The 16,870-nt window shown below is 68.9% G+C and carries 17 protein-coding genes and 1 pseudogene; 11 read left to right on the top strand and 7 right to left on the bottom strand.

Translation table 11 applies throughout. From position 1 onward, the window contains the following. Positions 1-56 precede the first annotated feature (56 nt). A complete protein-coding gene (locus ON37_RS11280) occupies positions 57-1,979 on the bottom strand; it encodes a glycosyltransferase family 39 protein (RefSeq protein WP_040718959.1) in 1,923 nt (640 codons plus the stop codon). Positions 1,980-2,065: 86 nt separating this feature from the next. Between ON37_RS11280 and ON37_RS11285 the strand changes: the two are divergent. The 4 genes and pseudogenes from ON37_RS11285 to ON37_RS11300 all read left to right on the top strand — a co-directional run. Next, a pseudogene (locus ON37_RS11285) lies at positions 2,066-2,335 on the top strand (winged helix-turn-helix domain-containing protein); the annotation flags it as partial. A 175-nt stretch (positions 2,336-2,510) separates the two neighbouring features. After that, positions 2,511-3,155: a hypothetical protein gene (locus ON37_RS33455; RefSeq protein WP_083892902.1), complete on the top strand. Its 645-nt coding sequence runs from the start codon at positions 2,511-2,513 to the stop codon at positions 3,153-3,155. Between the two features lie 131 nt (positions 3,156-3,286). Further along, the gene (locus ON37_RS11295) at positions 3,287-3,529 is read left to right on the top strand and encodes a hypothetical protein (protein WP_051031469.1); all 243 of its coding nucleotides are present in this window, start codon (positions 3,287-3,289) and stop codon (positions 3,527-3,529) included. A gap of 108 nt (positions 3,530-3,637) precedes the next feature. Further along, complete coding sequence (locus tag ON37_RS11300) at positions 3,638-4,192, top strand: GNAT family N-acetyltransferase (protein ID WP_040718960.1); 555 nt, start codon at positions 3,638-3,640, stop codon at positions 4,190-4,192. A 54-nt stretch (positions 4,193-4,246) separates the two neighbouring features. Here ON37_RS11300 and ON37_RS11305 read toward each other — a convergent pair whose 3' ends face one another. Next, positions 4,247-4,681 carry a DUF4345 domain-containing protein gene (locus ON37_RS11305; protein WP_040718961.1) on the bottom strand — a complete coding sequence of 145 codons (435 nt, stop codon included), beginning with the start codon at positions 4,679-4,681 and terminating at the stop codon, positions 4,247-4,249. An 88-nt stretch (positions 4,682-4,769) separates the two neighbouring features. Here ON37_RS11305 and ON37_RS11310 point away from each other — a divergent pair, with 88 nt between their 5' ends. Beyond that, positions 4,770-5,390 carry a TetR/AcrR family transcriptional regulator gene (locus ON37_RS11310; protein ID WP_040718962.1) on the top strand — a complete coding sequence of 207 codons (621 nt, stop codon included), beginning with the start codon at positions 4,770-4,772 and terminating at the stop codon, positions 5,388-5,390. Here the strand turns inward: ON37_RS11310 and ON37_RS11315 are convergent. Further along, positions 5,387-6,115: an ABC transporter permease gene (locus ON37_RS11315; RefSeq protein ID WP_040718989.1), complete on the bottom strand. Its 729-nt coding sequence runs from the start codon at positions 6,113-6,115 to the stop codon at positions 5,387-5,389. The genes ON37_RS11310 and ON37_RS11315 overlap by 4 nt on opposite strands. Before the next feature lie 26 nt (positions 6,116-6,141). Next, entirely contained in the window at positions 6,142-7,419 is a 1,278-nt protein-coding gene (locus ON37_RS11320; protein WP_040718963.1) for a glycosyltransferase, read from the bottom strand. 133 nt (positions 7,420-7,552) lie between these two features. Between ON37_RS11320 and ON37_RS31715 the strand changes: the two genes are divergently transcribed. Continuing rightward, positions 7,553-10,168: a cytochrome P450 gene (locus tag ON37_RS31715; RefSeq protein ID WP_245553159.1), complete on the top strand. Its 2,616-nt coding sequence runs from the start codon at positions 7,553-7,555 to the stop codon at positions 10,166-10,168. Here the strand turns inward: ON37_RS31715 and ON37_RS11330 are convergent. Continuing rightward, entirely contained in the window at positions 10,165-10,677 is a 513-nt protein-coding gene (locus ON37_RS11330; RefSeq protein ID WP_040718966.1) for a mycothiol transferase, read from the bottom strand. The two genes, ON37_RS31715 and ON37_RS11330, sit on opposite strands and share 4 nt — an antisense overlap. 288 nt (positions 10,678-10,965) lie before the next feature. Between ON37_RS11330 and ON37_RS11335 the strand changes: the two genes are divergently transcribed. The 3 genes from ON37_RS11335 (at position 10,966) to ON37_RS11345 (ending at position 14,302) form a co-directional block, all read left to right on the top strand. Beyond that, entirely contained in the window at positions 10,966-12,246 is a 1,281-nt protein-coding gene (locus ON37_RS11335) for a cytochrome P450 family protein (protein ID WP_245553160.1), read from the top strand. Between the two features lie 10 nt (positions 12,247-12,256). Then, on the top strand, positions 12,257-13,474 hold the full coding sequence (locus ON37_RS11340) for a cytochrome P450 family protein (protein ID WP_040718968.1): 1,218 nt from the start codon (positions 12,257-12,259) through the stop codon (positions 13,472-13,474). A gap of 123 nt (positions 13,475-13,597) precedes the next feature. Next, the gene (locus ON37_RS11345) at positions 13,598-14,302 is read left to right on the top strand and encodes a cyclase family protein (RefSeq protein ID WP_040718970.1); all 705 of its coding nucleotides are present in this window, start codon (positions 13,598-13,600) and stop codon (positions 14,300-14,302) included. Between the two features lie 36 nt (positions 14,303-14,338). Here ON37_RS11345 and ON37_RS11350 read toward each other — a convergent pair whose 3' ends face one another. Further along, positions 14,339-14,740, bottom strand: a complete 402-nt coding sequence (locus tag ON37_RS11350; RefSeq protein WP_040718992.1) for a nuclear transport factor 2 family protein — start codon at positions 14,738-14,740, stop codon at positions 14,339-14,341. Between the two features lie 71 nt (positions 14,741-14,811). On the opposite strand from ON37_RS11350, the gene ON37_RS11355 reads away from it, so the two are divergent. Further along, positions 14,812-15,708 (top strand): LysR family transcriptional regulator, encoded by an 897-nt coding sequence (locus tag ON37_RS11355; protein ID WP_040718971.1) that lies wholly within the window; start codon positions 14,812-14,814, stop codon positions 15,706-15,708. Between the two features lie 126 nt (positions 15,709-15,834). On the opposite strand, the gene ON37_RS11360 is transcribed toward ON37_RS11355, so the two are convergent. Next, on the bottom strand, positions 15,835-16,338 hold the full coding sequence (locus tag ON37_RS11360; protein WP_051031471.1) for a nucleoside deaminase: 504 nt from the start codon (positions 16,336-16,338) through the stop codon (positions 15,835-15,837). 121 nt (positions 16,339-16,459) lie between these two features. Here ON37_RS11360 and ON37_RS11365 point away from each other — a divergent pair. Next, positions 16,460-16,870 (top strand): LysR family transcriptional regulator (locus ON37_RS11365; protein ID WP_040718973.1); only part of this gene is annotated, 411 nt, incomplete at its 3' end.

The raw sequence follows: 16,870 nt of genomic DNA on the forward strand, positions 1-16,870 counted from the left end.
CGAGCATCGTAGAACAGTTCGGCCGAGCGCAGCCGTGTCAGTACGCGGTCCGATCCCTACTCGGCGGGTGCGGTCAGGTCATACATCGTCACTCCGTCGATCGTCCGGGCGGGGAAGTTGTCGGCTACCCAGGCGGCGATGTCGGAAGCGGCATGGCTGCCACCGCTGGAGGCGCCGCGCATGCCGCCCATGCCGGCACCGCCCACGAAGTAGTGGATCTTGTGCTGGGCCACGTACTGCTGGAACTGTACGAGGGTCGGGAACGGGTCGGTGCCGTTGAAACCGCCGACGGCCATGACCGGGTCGCCGGTCGCCAGTTGGTAGGCAGCGGCGCTGTTGGAGCCGACCGCGGCCGCTACCCAGGTGTAGGCGCCGGCGTTGTCGCTCAGTGCCGCAGACAGATTCGAGCGGACGGTGATACCGCCGAGGAGCCCGCCCATCGGTCGGCCGGCATGCGCAGCCGCACCGCTCGTCGTGGCCTGACCGCCGGGCGTACCAGCCGGCGGCATCCCGCCGAAGTGCCCGCTGGACGGCCCGGCGGACGGGATCGCCCCGGTGTGCGGAGTCGACGCGGTCGCCACCGCGTAGGCGGTGGGTCCCACCAGTCCGGCGGCCAGCCCGACGGCGACCACTGCCGCACCGAGTGCGCGGGGCAACCGGGAGACGACCAGCAGCAACACCGCCGCCCCCACCCCCGCCACGGCCACCACCGGCCGCAACCACGGGTTCCAATCGCTGGTCCGCGCGAGCAGGAGACAGGCCAGGACGGTCGTCACCACCAGCGTGCCGGACAGCACGGCGGTCGCGCGAAGGTCGTTGCGCCGCAACCACAATTGCCAGACACCGACCGCCACACTGCCGGCGATCGCCGGAGCGAGCGCGACTGTGTAGTAGGGATGCAGGATGCCGCTCGCGAAGCTGAAGATCCCGCCGGTGAGCAGCAGCCAGCCCAGCCACAGCAGCAGTGACGCCCGGACCGGATCGGTGCGCGGGGCGTGGCGCGTGAGCCACAACCCGGTCCCGCCGAGGATCAGCGCGGCGGGGATCAGCCACGCGATCTGGCCGCCCATCTCCGCGCCGAACAGCCGCGCCCAGCCGACGTCGTGGTTCATATTGCCCAGGCCACCCACCTCGTCGCCGGTGAGCCTTCCGAAACCGTTGTAACCCAACGCCAATTCGAACACGCTGTTGTGCTGGGAGCCGCCGATGTACGGCCGCGACGAGGCCGGCCACACCGCCACCACGGCCGGATACCAGCCCGCGGATACCACCACCGCGCAGACGGCCGCACCGGAGCGGATGAGCCGCCGACGCCAGGTGGCTTGCGCGGCAAGCAGATACACTCCGGCGAAGATCGGCACGACGATGAAGGCCTGCATCATCTTCGCCAGAAACCCGAAGCCGACCGCCACCCCCGTGAGCGGCAACCACCATGCGGCACTGTCCTTTTCGATCGCCCGCAACACACTGTAGGCGGCCACGGTCAGCAGGAGTACGAGCAGCGCATCCGGATTGTCGAAACGGAACATCAATGCCGCCGCCGGGGTGAGCGCCGATATCGCACCGGCAAGAATCCCGGTCCAGTGGCCCGCCACCCGCCGCACCGCGGCATAGAGGACGGCGACCGCGGCCACACCCTCCAGTGCCTGTGGTACGAGCAGACTCCACGAGTTGAATCCGAACAGCCGCGCCGAGATGTCCATGACCCACAGGGCGCCGGGTGTCTTGTCAACGGTGATCGCGTTCGCGGCATCGCTGGATCCGAACAGCATCGCCTTCCAGCTCTGCGATCCGGCCTGCACGGCCGCCGCGTAGAACTCGTTGGCCCAACCGCTCGCCCCGAGGTCCCACACATACAGCAGCCCGGTGGCCGCGAGCAGCACCACCACGGACAGCCGCCGCCACCGCGGGCGCGCCGCCCCTGCGCCGGCCGGCGCGGTGGCGGTGGCCGAAGGCTGATCGAGCACAGTCGTCGTCATATGTCGATCGTTATCGACCGAGGTGGTTGCCACCTGGGGCTTCGCTGTGGGCCGGCTGTGAGGGCGGCGAATCTCCCGGTTGCGGCCGCGCGCTGCTGCGCCGCACCGGCTTCACCACCGTCGACAACGACGTGCAGATCGTGGTCGGCGACCTCATGCTCGACGAGGACAGCCACGAGGTCACGCGCGCCGGTGAGCCGATCACCTCGACCTCCACCGAATTCGAGCTGCTGCGGTATTTCACGCGGAATCCGCGTCGCGTACTGAGCAAGGCTCAGATCCTCGACCGGGTCTGGAGCTACGACTTCGGCGGCCGCTCCAACATCGTCGAACTCTATGTCTCCTACCAACGGCGCGCTCGGGGGTGGCTGTGGCGTAGCTGGGCGTCGGCTGTGAGCGCGGCGACTGCTGCGCCACAGCGGCTACCGATCCACTCCACAGCGCATACCCAGGTTCGCCGCGCAGGGTTGACCGAGCAACGCGAGCGCGGCAAAGCCCCGCGCCCGCGGTCGACGAACGAAGGAGTACACGATGACCGAGCCGACCCCGCGACCACCGGCGAACGACCCGCGCTCGCCGGATGCGGCCGAACCTACCTGGGGCGCACGGCAGACCGCGTCGCCCGCCACCTGGTCGACGAAGAAGTCGCTGGCCGCGGTCGGAATCGCCGCGGTCATCGCCACGGCGGGCGGTGGTGTCGTCTACGCGGCCACGCATTCCGGCGGGAACGAGCACGGTGGGCCGGGTGGCCCCGGTGGACCGGGGATGAGCTGGGGCGGGCATAACGCCGCCGGGCCGGGCGGCGCGGCGGAGGCGGGACTGCACGGGGTGTTCGTGATCTCCGACGGCAACGGCGGCTTCACCACCGAGATCACCCAGGCCGGTACGGTGACCGCGGTCTCGGATACCTCGATCACCGCACAGAGCGCCGACAACTTCTCCCAGACCTACACGATCACCGACAGCACCCGTCGCTCGGCGGTGAAAGTAGGTGACGTCGTACGCATTCAGCGCACCGAGGCCAACGGCACCGCCACCGCCACGGCGATCACCAGCGGAACCCACTCCGGCCGGTCGGGCGGACGCGGCGATGGACCGGGCCGTGCCGACGGGATGCCGGGCGGACCGGGCTTCGCCCCGTCGTCGGACGGCGGCCCGGACCGGACCGACGGCTGATTCACAGCGCACACCTAAACCACACCAATTGCCCGCCCAGATCGGCGCGCGACAGTGAACGGGTCGCCGACACCCGGCGATACCCCAAGTCCGAGAACACTTTTCGTGTTCGAAGCACAGTAAGGAAATTCATGGGAATCAAGTCGAAACTGGTGAAGCTCACCGCCGCCGGCGCGCTCACGGCCGGCCTCGTCGGCCTGGGAGCCGGTATCGCCGCCGCCGATCCCGGCCCGCAGCAGCCGAACGAACCCGGCCGACAGCAGCAACACGATCCGCGCCCACAGAACACCCCGGGCCCGGACCACCACGACCAGGACAGCCGGCCGGCAGGGCACGGTTTCTGGTTCTTCGGCAACTGGGTCCCGCTGCCCTGATTCCCAGGGCCGGCATTCCGACCGCAACCGGGGGGCGCGTCGTGCCTGCGCGGCGCGACGCGCCCCGCGCGCCGATCTCGCTCCGCACACCTCTGGCAAACTGGGCGAATGGATGGCGATGTGGTGATCGTGCCGATGGGGCTGGGCCATTTGCGGCAAGTGCTCGATCTGGGGCACGCGGTGTTCGACACCAGCGTCAAGCCCTACACCTCGTGGTCGCTGACCTCCGTGGCCGAGCATCTGGACTCGGCCGACAACGCGTGCTGGGTGGCGTTGGATTCGGATCGGGTGGTGGGATTCGTCCTCGGCTCGATGGAATTCGAATTGCGGGACGACTGGGGGTATCTGGAATGGATCGCGGTGGCGCCGGATATGCAGGGTCGTGGTGTCGCGCGGCGGCTCGTCGACATCTGCTCGGAGGCGTTGTTCGCGCGGGGCGCGCGGCGCATCGTCACCGATGTCGAGCAGAGCAATACGGCTTCGGCGACGCTCATGACCCGCAGCGGGTTCTCCCCCGCCACCTCGGTCACACTCTTCGTTCGCCCGAATCCCGCTGAGCCGGAACCCGATTCGGAGGCGCCACTACCACCGGTGCCGCCGGGCGCCAAACGCGCCCTGATCCGGCGCGGCCGCCTGGCCGGAGACAACCGCACCGCGCGCTGAGCCACACCGCACCGCGGCTGCTCACCGGAACCGCCCGACGACGTTGCGCGGGAGCTATCCGACCTGCCGCTGCCGCAAAGACGCCGCCACCTCCTCGCCGTCGGCGTCGGCGCCGTCCCGACACACGGCTCGGACCAGCAGATAGTTCAGGATCGGGAGTACCAACTCCACCGGCGTCATCAGAACGTAGAACCAGTTGGGTTCGCCCGTCGCCGCCCAGGCGAGTAACCGGGCCAGGCCGCCGACGAAGAAGACCGCGCCGAGCAGATTGATCGCCGCACCCTTTCGCTCCACGTTCCGCGCGCACCACACCACAACCAGCCCGTAGGCCCCGAACAGCACCGCATAGAAGCGCATATCCGAATCGATGGTCGCGTTGACCGCTCCCCCGCCGATGATGCTCGCGGTGCCGAAGAACGCGTGCGCCACCGCGATTCCCACGCACACCGTGCCGAAGACGATCAGCCATATCTGGAGCGTTCGTCGCATACCGACCCCTATTAGACGGTTGTTGAATAAGGATTACGGTAGGCGGCGACCATCGCCGGGTCAACCGTTCGATGCCTACGATGGGCAGATGCCCAGCCGACGCCGCCTCACCCCCGAGCAGCGCCGCGACGAATTGATGGACGTGGGCGCGCGAATATTCGGCGAACGCGCCTACGACGAGATCGCGATGGAGGACATCGCCGCACAGGCAGGCGCCTCCCGCGCGCTGGTGTACCACTACTTTCCGACCAAGGGCGAATTCTTCGCCGCCATCTGGAAACGAGCCCACGATCGGCTCCTCGCCGACGTACGGATGATCGCCGACGAGCCGGTCCGCACCTGCGTCTATCGCGCGCTGGTGGCACACCTGGACTTCTATCGCGACCATATCGCGCTGGTTCTGATCGCCAACCGCAGCGCACTCGCCACCGACCCGGCGGTGCGCGGACCGGTCACCGCCGACTTGAACGCGCTGTGCGAACGGGTTCTCGACGCCTGCGGCGCCGCCGGCCACCCGCGCGAGGTGGCCGGTGCGGCCTTGACCGGCTGGATCGCCTTCGTTCGCGAGGTCGCCATCGAATGGCTGACCCACCAACGCATTTCGCGCGACGAGGTGATCCGGATGTGCATGGCGGCCCTGGATGCCACCGCCGGCGTGCAACTCGACCTCACCGCCCCGCCCCGGACATCGGCCGGGGCCGGACGCTAACTCCGCGCGAGCCGGCCGAATATCGCGCTCGCCGCACCGAATCCGAGCAGCGCGAGCCCCGCACACCAGGACAGCGCCGCTACCGCATGTCCACCCGTACCCGTCGCGTTCATCAGTCCGCGCACCGTATCGACCACCGGAGTGGCCGGTTGATACTCGGCGAAACCGCGTAACCAGCCCGGCATGGTGGCGGGCTGCACGAACGCACTGCTGATATAGGGGACGAACATGATCGCGTAGGTCATGCCGCCGGCCGCCTCGGGATTCTTCGCGGCCAGCCCGAGGGCGACCGCGATCCACGAGATCGCCAGCACGAATGCGGCGATCACCGCAACCACCCCCAGCCAGGCCACCGTATCCGCCCGCGGCCGATAGCCGAGCAGGACCGCGACGACGACGGCTATCGCGATGGCGGCGAGATTGCGGACCACGCCCTCACCGACATGTCCGGCGAGCATCGCCTGCCGGACCATCGGCAGGGTCCGGAACCGGTCGATACTGCCCTTCGTCATATCCGCCGATACCGCCGTCGCGGTGATGGACGCGCCGAAGCCGGTGCACAGCAGCATGATTCCCGGCACCACGTAATCCAGATAGGAACCGCCCACGTCGATCGCGCCGCCGAAGACGTAGGTGAACAACAGCATCACCAGAATCGGCATCAGCAGCGAGATGATCAGCGTGTCCGGGCTGCGCAACGTATGCCGCGCGCAGCGTCGGAACATGACCGCGGAGTCGGCGACGACCGTCCTCACCGGGCGGCCGCCTCGACGATATCGGCGGCGTGGGCGGCCGCGCCCTCGGTGCGTAGGCGGGCCGCGAACCGGGCGGTGCGATCGCGGTGCCCGGAGTCCAACAGCGCCGCGACCTCCCGCAGCAGTCGGTCGGTGGTCAACCGGGTGAAACGCAGATGCCCGCCGAGCCCGAGGCGCCGCACCTGCCCGCCCCACATCGGCTGGTCGAACGAGACCGAGCAGACCAACGTCGGGAGACCCGCCCGCAGGCTCTCGAACAGGGTGCCGACACCCCCGTGATGGACGGCCGCCGCGCAGCGCGGGAACACCAGGTCGTGAGCGAAGGGACCGACGACCGCGACCTGCGAATCCCCCTGCGCGCCAGGGTTTCCCATTCCGCTCCAACCGGCGCTGACCAGCGCTCGCACCCGCAGCCGGCGCGCCACCTCGCGCACCATCGCGAGCACCGCCGCGGGATCGGCGATCGGCATACTGCCGAATCCGAAGAACACGGGCGGATCGCCGTCCTCGATCCAGGCCAGGATGTCGGCGTGCTCGTCGCCGAGTTCACCGATCGCGCGACGGGTGTCCGCGTCCAGGGTGAGGAATCCGGTGAAGGGACGGCGACCGTCCCACTGCGCGGGCAGGCCGGGGACCAGCGCCGGATCGTAGATCTGCACCTCGGGCACCGCGCGCCGAGCCAGCACCGCCGCGATACTCGCCCGCGACCTCGCCAGCCCCAGCTGGGCGCGCAGATCGTCGAGGTAGCGCATGAACACGATCCGGCGCAGATTCTCCGCGATCGCCCAGGTCGCCCGATTGACCGGCCCCGGCGGCGCCCAGTGCGACGGCAGGACGCCGGGAAACGGATAGGCGGCATTGGCGCGGGCCGGAAAGTAGTGCAGGCTGACCAGCGGAACATCCATCGCCTCGGCCACCGATACCGCCCGATCCTCGGTGACCGTACTCGCCACGATCAGCTCCGCGCCCGCGCAGACCTCGATCACCTCCCGATTCATCCGATCGGCGTAGTCGGCCATCTGCCGGGCGACGAGCTGCATCAACCGCAGCGTATTGCCCGTGGCGAGGGCGCGCTGGCCGGCCCGCGAACTGTAGAGCCGCTGTACATCGGGTCCGCAGGCACGGGCGGGCAGACCGGCCGAGCCGGCGAAATCGACCAGATTCGGCGGCACGCCGAGCACCACGTCGTGGCCCCGGCGCCGCAACTCCAGGCCCAGCGCCAGCACCGGTTGGACATCGCCGCGGGTGCCGGTGAGCGGAATCGCGATCCTCACGGCCTCACCCCCGTCGGCCGGTCGGTCGGTCCCGGGAAGGTCATGCCGAGTTATCTCCACTTTTCCGCCGAGCGCAACACTTTCGGCCGAAAAACCCGATGGGGACGATATGGACTCTCGATCAACCCGTCCCGTGGGTAACGTGCCGGGCCTGCACGTCGCCATGTTCACGGACTATCACCCCACCACACTGGGCGGGGTCCAGTCCGCGGTCGCGGCGTTGCGGCGCGGGCTCGAAAACGCCGGGCACCGGGTCACGCTGTTCGCGGCACCGGCGGGCGGTGCCGCGCCGGACCCGGACCCGGATGTGATCGAACTCGTTCCGCTGGCCGGTGCGGTGGTGAACGGCTTTCCGATGGTGCTGCCCACCGCCCGCAACGCGGCGTTGATCGACGGCGCGTTCGCCGCTCGCGGTCCGATCGACGTGGTCCATACCCACACCACCTACGGCGTGGCCATCGCCGGGATGAAAGCCGCACGGCGGCACCGCCTTCCACTGGTACACACCGCGCAGAGCCGAGACGACGCGTTCATCGAGCACACCGCCGCGATGCCCTACCTGTCGGCGGTGGCGTTGCGAATCCTGCACGGCTGCTTCGTTACTCCGCCGAAGCGGATGCCGCGCCGGCCGGAAAGCCGTGCGGCGCGGCATGCCTGGCATACCATCGTCGCTCAGGCGACGGCCGCCGACCGCGTGATCGCGCCGACCCGGCATTTCGCGGACCTGCTCCACGCACACGGCTCGACCCGGCCCGTGCGGATCGTTTCCAACGGTGTCGACGACGCGTTGTTCGCCGCACCGGGCGCCTCCCACGGACCCGCCGCACCCCGCCGAGCCGACGAGACCGCCGCGCTGCGGGTGATCTGGTGTGGCCGGTTGTCGGCCGAGAAGCGGCTCCTCGAATCGATCGAGGCAGTGGGGCGTACCGCGCGGTGCACCCTCGAGATCTACGGCGAGGGCGACCTGTCCGATCGCGCCGCGACCAGGGTCGCCGCCGCCGGCCTGCGGGATCGGATCACCCTGCACGGCCGGGTATCACAACGGCGCTGCATCGAGGCCATGGCGGACGCGGACGTCCTGCTCTTTCCGTCGTGCGGCTTCGACACCCAGGGCATGGTGCTGCTCGAAGCGGTCGCGGCCGGACTGCCGGTGGTGTACTGCGATCCCGATCTCGCGGAATCGGTGCCGCCGGGAGCCGGGCTTTGCACCGCCGATCCGACACCGGCGGCGATCGCGGACACCCTCGACGCCCTCGACGCGGATCGATCCGTGCTGACCGGGCTGCGCACGGAAATGGCCCGGCACCGGGTTTCCGTACGGCAGTCCGAGCGTATCGATGCGGTCGTGGAGGTGTACCGGCAGGCCCGCGCCGATATCGAACCCGAGGCGCCGCCGCCGGTGCCGGCGCACCTGCGCGACGTGCCCACGGCGCCGGGCGCGCTGCCGGTGATCGGACACAGTCTGCGCGCCCTGCGGGACGCACCCGGTTTCGTGACCTCCCTGGCCGACTTGGGCCCGATCGTGCGCATCCGCTTCGGCCGCAAGACCGGTTATGTGCTGACCACTCCGGAGCTGGTGCGTGCGGTCGGCCTCGGGGAGGCCGAATTGAATCGCGACGATCTCCGAGAGGCGATCGCCGATGTCGCGGGTGGTTCGGTCAACGTGTTGCGCGGTGCCGAACACAAACTGCGCCGCCGGATGATCGCGCCCGCCCTACGCCAGAGCCGGCTCGCCGACTATACGGTCACGGCGGCGCGCCTGGCCGAGAACTGGTCGGCCGCACTGCCGTCCGGCGTGCGAGTCGATCTGATGGAACAGGCCCACGGACTCGTTCTCGACACCGTGTCCTCGACCCTGTTCACCGCCGATTTCAGCGAAACCGCCCGCCGCCGGATCCGCGACAACGTGCCCTGGCTGCTCGGTCAGGTCATCCTGCGCACCGCGCTGCCACCGCAGCTGCGCCGGCTGCGGTGGATCGCGAACCGGCGTTGGGAGTACAAGGCGCGGCACCTGCGTGCCGCGATCGGCGCCGCGATCACCGAATACCGCCGCCGCGACGAGGATTTCAACGATGTGGTGTCGGCGCTGATTCGCCATACGGATCCGGAGACCGGGGAACGCCTGTCCGACGAGCACATCATCGACGAGGCCATTCTGATGCTGGCCGGCGGCGTCGGCTCGATGGCCTCGCTGACCGGGTGGCTGTGGCACGAGGTGATGCGCCGGCCCGCCGTGGGCGAGCGGATCCGCGACGAACTCGACGCCGTGGTCGGGCCGGGACCGGTGCGAGCGGAACACCTCGGCGAGCTCGCCTATCTGAAACAGGTTGTCTCGGAAACACTTCGGTTCTGGGGGCCGTGGATCAGCGCGGGAAATGCCGCCGGTCCGGTGCAGGTCGGCGGGCTCACCATCCCCGACGGCACCGCCATCATGTTCAGTCCCTATCTGATCCAGCACGACCGCCGATACTTCCCGAATCCCGAGGCGTTCGACCCGGATCGCTGGTCCCCCGAACGGATCGCCGAGATCGACAAGCACGCCAATCTCTCCTTCGGTGTCGGACGACGCCGCTGTCTGGGCGACCATTTCGCGCTGCTGGAGATCACGCTCGCCGCGGCGGCTCTCCTCACCCGCTGGCAGCCGGTCCCCGACCCGAGGTATACCGTGCGCGCCTCGAATCGGGACTTCGTGCTCTCCCCCTCAGCGCTACCGGTGACGCTGCGCCGGCGAACCGGACGGGGAATCTAGCGGCGCCGCAACAGCACTCCGCGAATGAACGCGGCCTGTCCGGAGTGCTGGATATCGTCGTCGATCACACTGATCAGCCGCACCCCGAGCGTGACCGGCGGATCCCAGCGGGTATCGACGATCCGCGGCAGATCGGTGTCGGTGAGCCCGCGGACGTAGTCGACGGTGCGGTCGTGCACGGCGTCGTGATAGCCCAGCAGCAGGTCCGCTGCGACCCCACCGAGCGCCGCGACCTCGTCCGAACCGTCGCCGTATCCGGTGGCGGCGTCGTCGAAGGGCAGATCGAATCGCCGCGCCCAGCCGGCGGAGGTCCACAGTTGTTCGGTCCCGGCGACATCGGCGATGTGATCGTCCTGCACGCGGGTGAGATGCCAGATCAACCAGGCGATGGAATTGGCGCCCGGGTCGAGGCGGGCGCCCAGCTCCTCCTGGGTCAGCCCGGCGACCGCGCCGTGCACGTTCTCTTTGATCCGCCCGAAGGCGTCCACCAGCAGATCGGTGCTCGTCATGCCGGTATGCAAACACAGACCACCGACAATTCGGTGGACCCGGGAGGGATCGGCCCGCTCAAGAGGTGTTTCGCCGACGGGTGCCGATCCGCGTCGGCGAGGTACAAGATCACCGGAGAGATCGGCGCCTTCCTGCTACCCTGGTCGGCAGTCCGGTTACGGATGACCGGCCGGGCGGCTTTCGAAGCCTCTTGTCCTACAACAGATGTGAGGTGACGCTGTAGGACCACACCCCGACAGCGGAATCCCTCGTCGCGCTTGACGGTTCATTCTCTGGAGTCTCAGCTTTTGACCACACCACGTACTGCACTGTCCGCACTACCCGGCGCGGGCGGTACCGCCACCTGTCCCGTTCAGCACCTGGGTTCGCCGATCGACACCGACGGCCCCCGAATCCTGCTGGACACACCGGAGTTCGCAGCCGACCCGCACGGCACCTACGACCGCATGCGGCGGCGCTACGGTTCGCTGGTGCCGATCGAACTGGCGCCCGGCGTCCCGGCGACATTGGTGATCGGGTACCACACCGCGCTGCGCATCCTCAACGATCCCGACCACTTCCCCGCCGACCCGCGGGCGTGGCAGGAAACGGTGCCCGAGGACTGTCCGGTCCGGCCGATGATGCAGTGGTATCCGAACGCGCTGCGCAACTCGGGGACGACGCATCTGCGGTACCGGCAGGCCTATACGGCGGCCGTGGACGGCATCGATCTGCACGCGCTGCACAGCACGATCGAGAAGATCGCCATCCCGCTGATCAACAGCTTCTGCGAGACCGGCTCCGCGGACCTGGTGTCCCAGTACGCCTTTCCGCTCGTCTTCGAATCGCTCAATCGCATGGTGGGTTGTTCGGCGGAGCTCGGCCAACGCGTGGCCACGGGCATGGCGGCACTGTTCGACACGGTGAACGCGGCCTGGGGTATGGAACATCTGAGCCAGGCGCTGATGGAACTGATCCACCTGCGGCGAGCCGAACCGGGGGACGACGTCACCTCCCGGCTGGCCCACCACCCGGCCAAACTCACCGACGAGGAGATGCTCTACAACCTGATCAGCTTCTACGGCGCGGGCATCGAACCGCAGCAGAACCTGATCTCGAACACGCTGCTGCTGATGATCACCGACGATCGCTTCGGCGGCGGCATGCTCGGTGGCAGCCTGTCCACCCGCGACGCGCTCGACGAGGTGTTGTTCAAGGACCCGCCGATGGCGAACTTCTCCATCAGCTATCCGCGCCAGCCGATTCTGATCGACAACGCCTGGCTACCCGCCAACCAGCCGGTGGTCATCAGCCTCGCGGCCTGCAACAACGATCCGGTCATCGCCGGTGGCGATCGCACCGGAAACCGCTCACATCTGGCCTGGAGCGCCGGGCCGCACGCGTGCCCGGCGCGCTCCGTGGCGTATCTGGTGGTGCAGGACGCCATCGACCAGCTGCTCGACGCGCTGCCGGAAATTCAGCTGGCGGTCGATCCGAGCGAAATCACCTGGCGCCCGGGCCCCTTCCACCGCGCGATGGCGGCGCTGCCGGTCACGTTCCCCGCATCCCCTCCGTTGAACATGGCGTAAGGAGCTTCCGATGAAGCAGGAACCAATCGTGCTCGACTTGACCGGCGCCGATATCCACGCCGAGAACGAGCGGATTCGGGAGCGCGGACCCGTCACGCTGGTGGAACTGCCGGGCGGGGTTCCGGCCTGGTCGGTGACCGACGCGGCGGTGCTCAAGAGCCTGCTGTCGGATCCCCGGGTGTCGAAGGATCCGCGCCAGCACTGGTCGGCCTACATCAACGGCGACATCAACGAATCGTGGCCGCTGCAACCGTGGGTGGCGGCGCGGAACATGTTCACCGCCTACGGTTCCGAACATCGCCGGCTGCGCAAACTCGTCGCGCCGGCCTTCACCCACCGCCGCACCACGGCGATGCGCCCGCGGATCGAGGCGATCGTTGCGGATCTGCTCCAGCGGCTGGCGGCGACACCGCCGGGCGAGGTCGTCGACCTGCGCCCGAACTACGCCTATCCGGTGCCGATCCGCGTCATCAGTGAATTGCTGGGTGTTCCGGAGCATCTCGACGCCGCGATCCACGCCTGCGTGGACGGATTCTTCGATACCTCGTTCACACCGGAGCAGGCGCAGGCCAACTTCATCGAAATGGGCCGGCTGGTCGGCGAACTGGTCGCCTTCCGGCGCGAGCAGCCGGGCGACGACATCACCAGTGTGCTGATCGCGACCCGCGACGAGGACGGCGCCCAGCTGTCGGAAACCGAACTCGTCGACACGCTGATGCTGGTGGTCAACGCCGGCCACGAGACCACGCTCAATCTGATCGATCAAGCCATCGTGGCGCTGCTCACCCATCCGGAGCAGCGCGCCGACGTGGTCTCGGGCCGGGTACCGTGGACCGAACTGGTGGAGGAGACGCTGCGGTATCAGCCGCCGGTCAACCACCTGCCCCTCCGGTACGCGGTGGAGGACATCGCGATCGGCGAGACCTTGATTCCGAAGGGCGAGCCGATCCTCGCCGGCTACGGCGCGGCCTGCCGCGATCCGAAGGTACACGGCGAGACCACCACCGCCTTCGACGTGCACCGGACCAACAAGGAGCACCTCGCCTTCGGCCACGGCGCGCACCACTGCCTGGGTGCGCCGCTGGCTCGGATGGAGGCGACGATCGCGCTGCCGGCCATCTTCGCCCGCTTCCCCGAGATGCGGCTCGCGGTGGATCCCGCGGAGCTGAAACCGTTGGGCAGCTTCATCTCCAACGGGCACATCTCGGTTCCGGTCCATCTGCGCTGAACCGCCCGGTTCCGGGCGTGCGGACTCCGGCCCGGAACCGAGCACCGGATTCGGCTCGGCAGCCCTATCGGTTCGGCGATCCACCGTGGTGCCGAACCGGTAGGGCTGTGGCACGCTGTCGTCATGGGGTATTCGGCGGTCCTGAACCTGTCGCATCCGCTGTCGGCGACGACGGTTTCGGTCTTTCCCGGCGATCCGAAGCCGAGCTTCGACACCATCGCCACCGTCGCGTCGGACGGCTTCTATCTCCAGACCGTCAGCGTCGGCGAACACACCGGAACGCACTGGGGCGCACCCGCCCACTTCACCCCGGGCGCGGCGACCGCCGACCAGCTGGACCCCGAGGATTTCGTGCTACCCGGCGTCCGGATCGATATCAGCGAGCAGGCACGCCACGATCCTGACTACGCGCTCGGTGTCGCCGATCTGATCGCCTGGCAGGATCGGCACGGCCCCTTCCCCGCCGAGGCCGCCGTACTGCTGCACACCGGGTGGGAAAAATACTGGGGAACAGCGGATTTCGCCGGTCCGGACGCGCAGGGACGGCTCCGGCACCCCGGATTCTCGGTGGCCGCGGTGCAGTGGCTGCTCGACCACGGCGTGCTGGGCCGGCGCGGCGCGCTGGGCACCGATGCGTTCAGCCCGGATGTGGGCACCGACGACACCTTCCGAGTGTCCAAGCTGCTGTACCGCGACCACCGGCTCAGCCTCGAGATCCTCGCGCACCTGGCCGAGTTGCCGCCCCGGGACTTCACCGTCGTGGTCGGCGGATTCGTCACCGAACACGGCTCCGGATCACCGGCCTCGATCTACGCGCTGCTCGACTGACCGCGGTCCTCGGCGAGCCTGCCCGTCCCCGCTGTCTCATCGCAGTGGTTCGAGCACCCGCTCGACCAGCGCGGTATCGCAGTACTCGATCACGTCGATCAAGCGTCCGGCGGCGACGCGGAAGACGAAACAGTAATGCTGGTCATAGCATTCACCGCCGACCGTGGTCGCGGTGCTACGCGCCTGGACCACCACGTGGTCACCGTCGGCATGAATCGCTTCGGCACGGATCCGGTACTCGGTGAACTGCGCCATCAACGGCCGCAGCAGATCGTGTACCACAACGGATTTCGGCCCCCAGGTACCGGCCCACGACCACCGCCCGGGGAATATCCACCGGAATTCCGGTGCCATCGCATCGCTCAGCGCACGGGTCTCGCCGGCGGCCATCCGTTCGAAGATGCGCTCCACCAGCGCCCGGTTCTCGTTCACGCTCACCGGATCGACGCTAACCAGCACCCACCCATGCGACAAGCGATGATCTCGCACGTCTGATATCAGTATTCGGCATGGCTGAGTTCACCGTCACCGGATTGCGCGTGGTCCGCGAGGTCGCCCGCAGCGGATCGTTCTCCGCCGCGGCGGATCGGTTGGGCTACACCCAATCAGCGGTCTCCCGGCAGATCGCGCTGATGGAACAGGCGGCCGGCTGTCGGCTGTTCGACCGGCACGCCCGCGGCGTCCGGCTCACCGCGGCCGGGGGCCTCGTGGTTCGGCACGCGGAAACCGTTGTCGCCGAACTCGACACCGCCCGCGAACAACTCGGGCGGTTGATCGCCGGGCCACCCGCGACGATCCGGGTCGGCGCGTTCTCGACCGCGATGGCCGCCCTGGTGCCGCGGGCCGTCGCGGCGACCGCGGCGCGGGTGCCGGTGCGCGAAGGGCTGAGCCCCCACCTGCTGACCGCGGTGGCTCGCGGCCGGCTGGATCTCGCGGTGGTCACCGGCGACCGTGCGCTCCCCGATTCGGTGGCGGTCGAACCGCTGCTCGACGATCCGCTGTTGGTGGCCGTCGCCGCCGACCATCCGCTCGCGAATCGGATCAGCGTGACACCGGCGCAGCTGCGGGAGACGCAGTGGATCGCGGGCAGTTCGAAGCCCGACGACACACTGCTCGGCGCCTGGCACGAACCCGGACACGTGCCGGATATCGCGTTCGTCGCGCGGGACTGGTTCGCCAAGCTGGGGCTGGTCGCGGCGGGCTTGGGCGGCACGGTGGTGCCCGGGATCGCGGCGCCGCTGGTTCCCGCGACGATCGCGTTGATCCGGATCGATCATCCGGCGGCGGTGCGCCCCACCCGGGTGGTGCGGGCCCGCGGGCTCGGCACGGCCGGCGAGGCGCTCGTGGAGGCGCTGCGGGACTCGGCGGCCGCACTGCTCGCCGAGGTACGCAACCGGCTGCGATGATGCCGGCCGGTCCGGGCGCGTCGACCGGAACCGGCCCGTCGCCGGCGCTGCAGTCGTAGCGTGAACGCTGTTTTCACCGCCCAGCGGCGCTGGGTGGTCGGGGCGCGCTGAGCCGAGAGTCCCGGGTTACTCGGCGCGGACGCCGGCGGGGCCCTGTCCTGCCGCGAGGTTTCCGACCCGGCGACGGAAGGGGATGAGCGCCTCCTCGCCCAGATGCGGTCCCGAGACCTCGATCGAGACGTCGGCGGCGCCGACCACATCGGCGCAGCGAAGCCTGAATCGCGGCCCTTCGCGGAGGATTTCCCCGAAATCCGGTTCGGCCGCGGCGAAGACGATACGGCCGATCCCGGCCCAGACCATCGCCGCGCTGCACATCGGGCACGGCTCACCGCTGGCGTATACGGTGGCACCGATCAGGTCGGCGGCCCGACCCGCCTCGATCGCGGCGGTGACCGCCGTCAATTCGGCGTGCGCGGTGATCACCCCGGATTCGGCCACCTCGTTGCGACCGGTGGCCAGCACACGACCGTCCGCGGTCGTGATCACCGCGCCGAAAGGGCGGTTGCCGCGCGCGCCCGCCTCCTCGGCAAGGGTGATCGCCCGACGCAGCAGATCCGTATCCCGGCTCATCGCCGTCCTCCGTTCGAATGGTCTCCTGAAATCTGTCGACAACTCCACTGTGACCACGAGCCGCGATAGTGTCCAAGACCGGTTTCGGATTGTCATGATCGGTGGTGTCTATAGTCGTCGAATGGAGCTGCGCCACATCCGGTACCTGCTCGCCGTCGCCGATCACGGCAACTTCACCCGGGCGGCCGAATCGCTGCATATTTCGCAGCCGACCTTGTCGCAGCAGATCAAACAGCTCGAGCGCCACCTGGGCGTGGCACTGCTCGATCGTTCCGGCCGTACCGTCCGACTGACCGACGCCGGCGAGGCCTACGCGCAGCACGCCCGGCTGGCGCTGCGCGATCTCGACGCCGGCGAGCGCGCGATTCACGATGTGCAGGATCTGTCCCGGGGGCATCTGCGGGTGGCGATGACCCCGACCTTCACCGCATATCTGATCGGGCCGTTGATCCATCGGTTCCGCGCCGCGCATCCGGGGATCACGCTCACGGTGCGGGAGACGACCCAGGATCGGATCGAGTCCGATCTGCTC

It is taken from the genome of Nocardia veterana NBRC 100344, from assembly GCF_000308855.1.
Lineage (GTDB): Bacteria > Actinomycetota > Actinomycetes > Mycobacteriales > Mycobacteriaceae > Nocardia > Nocardia veterana.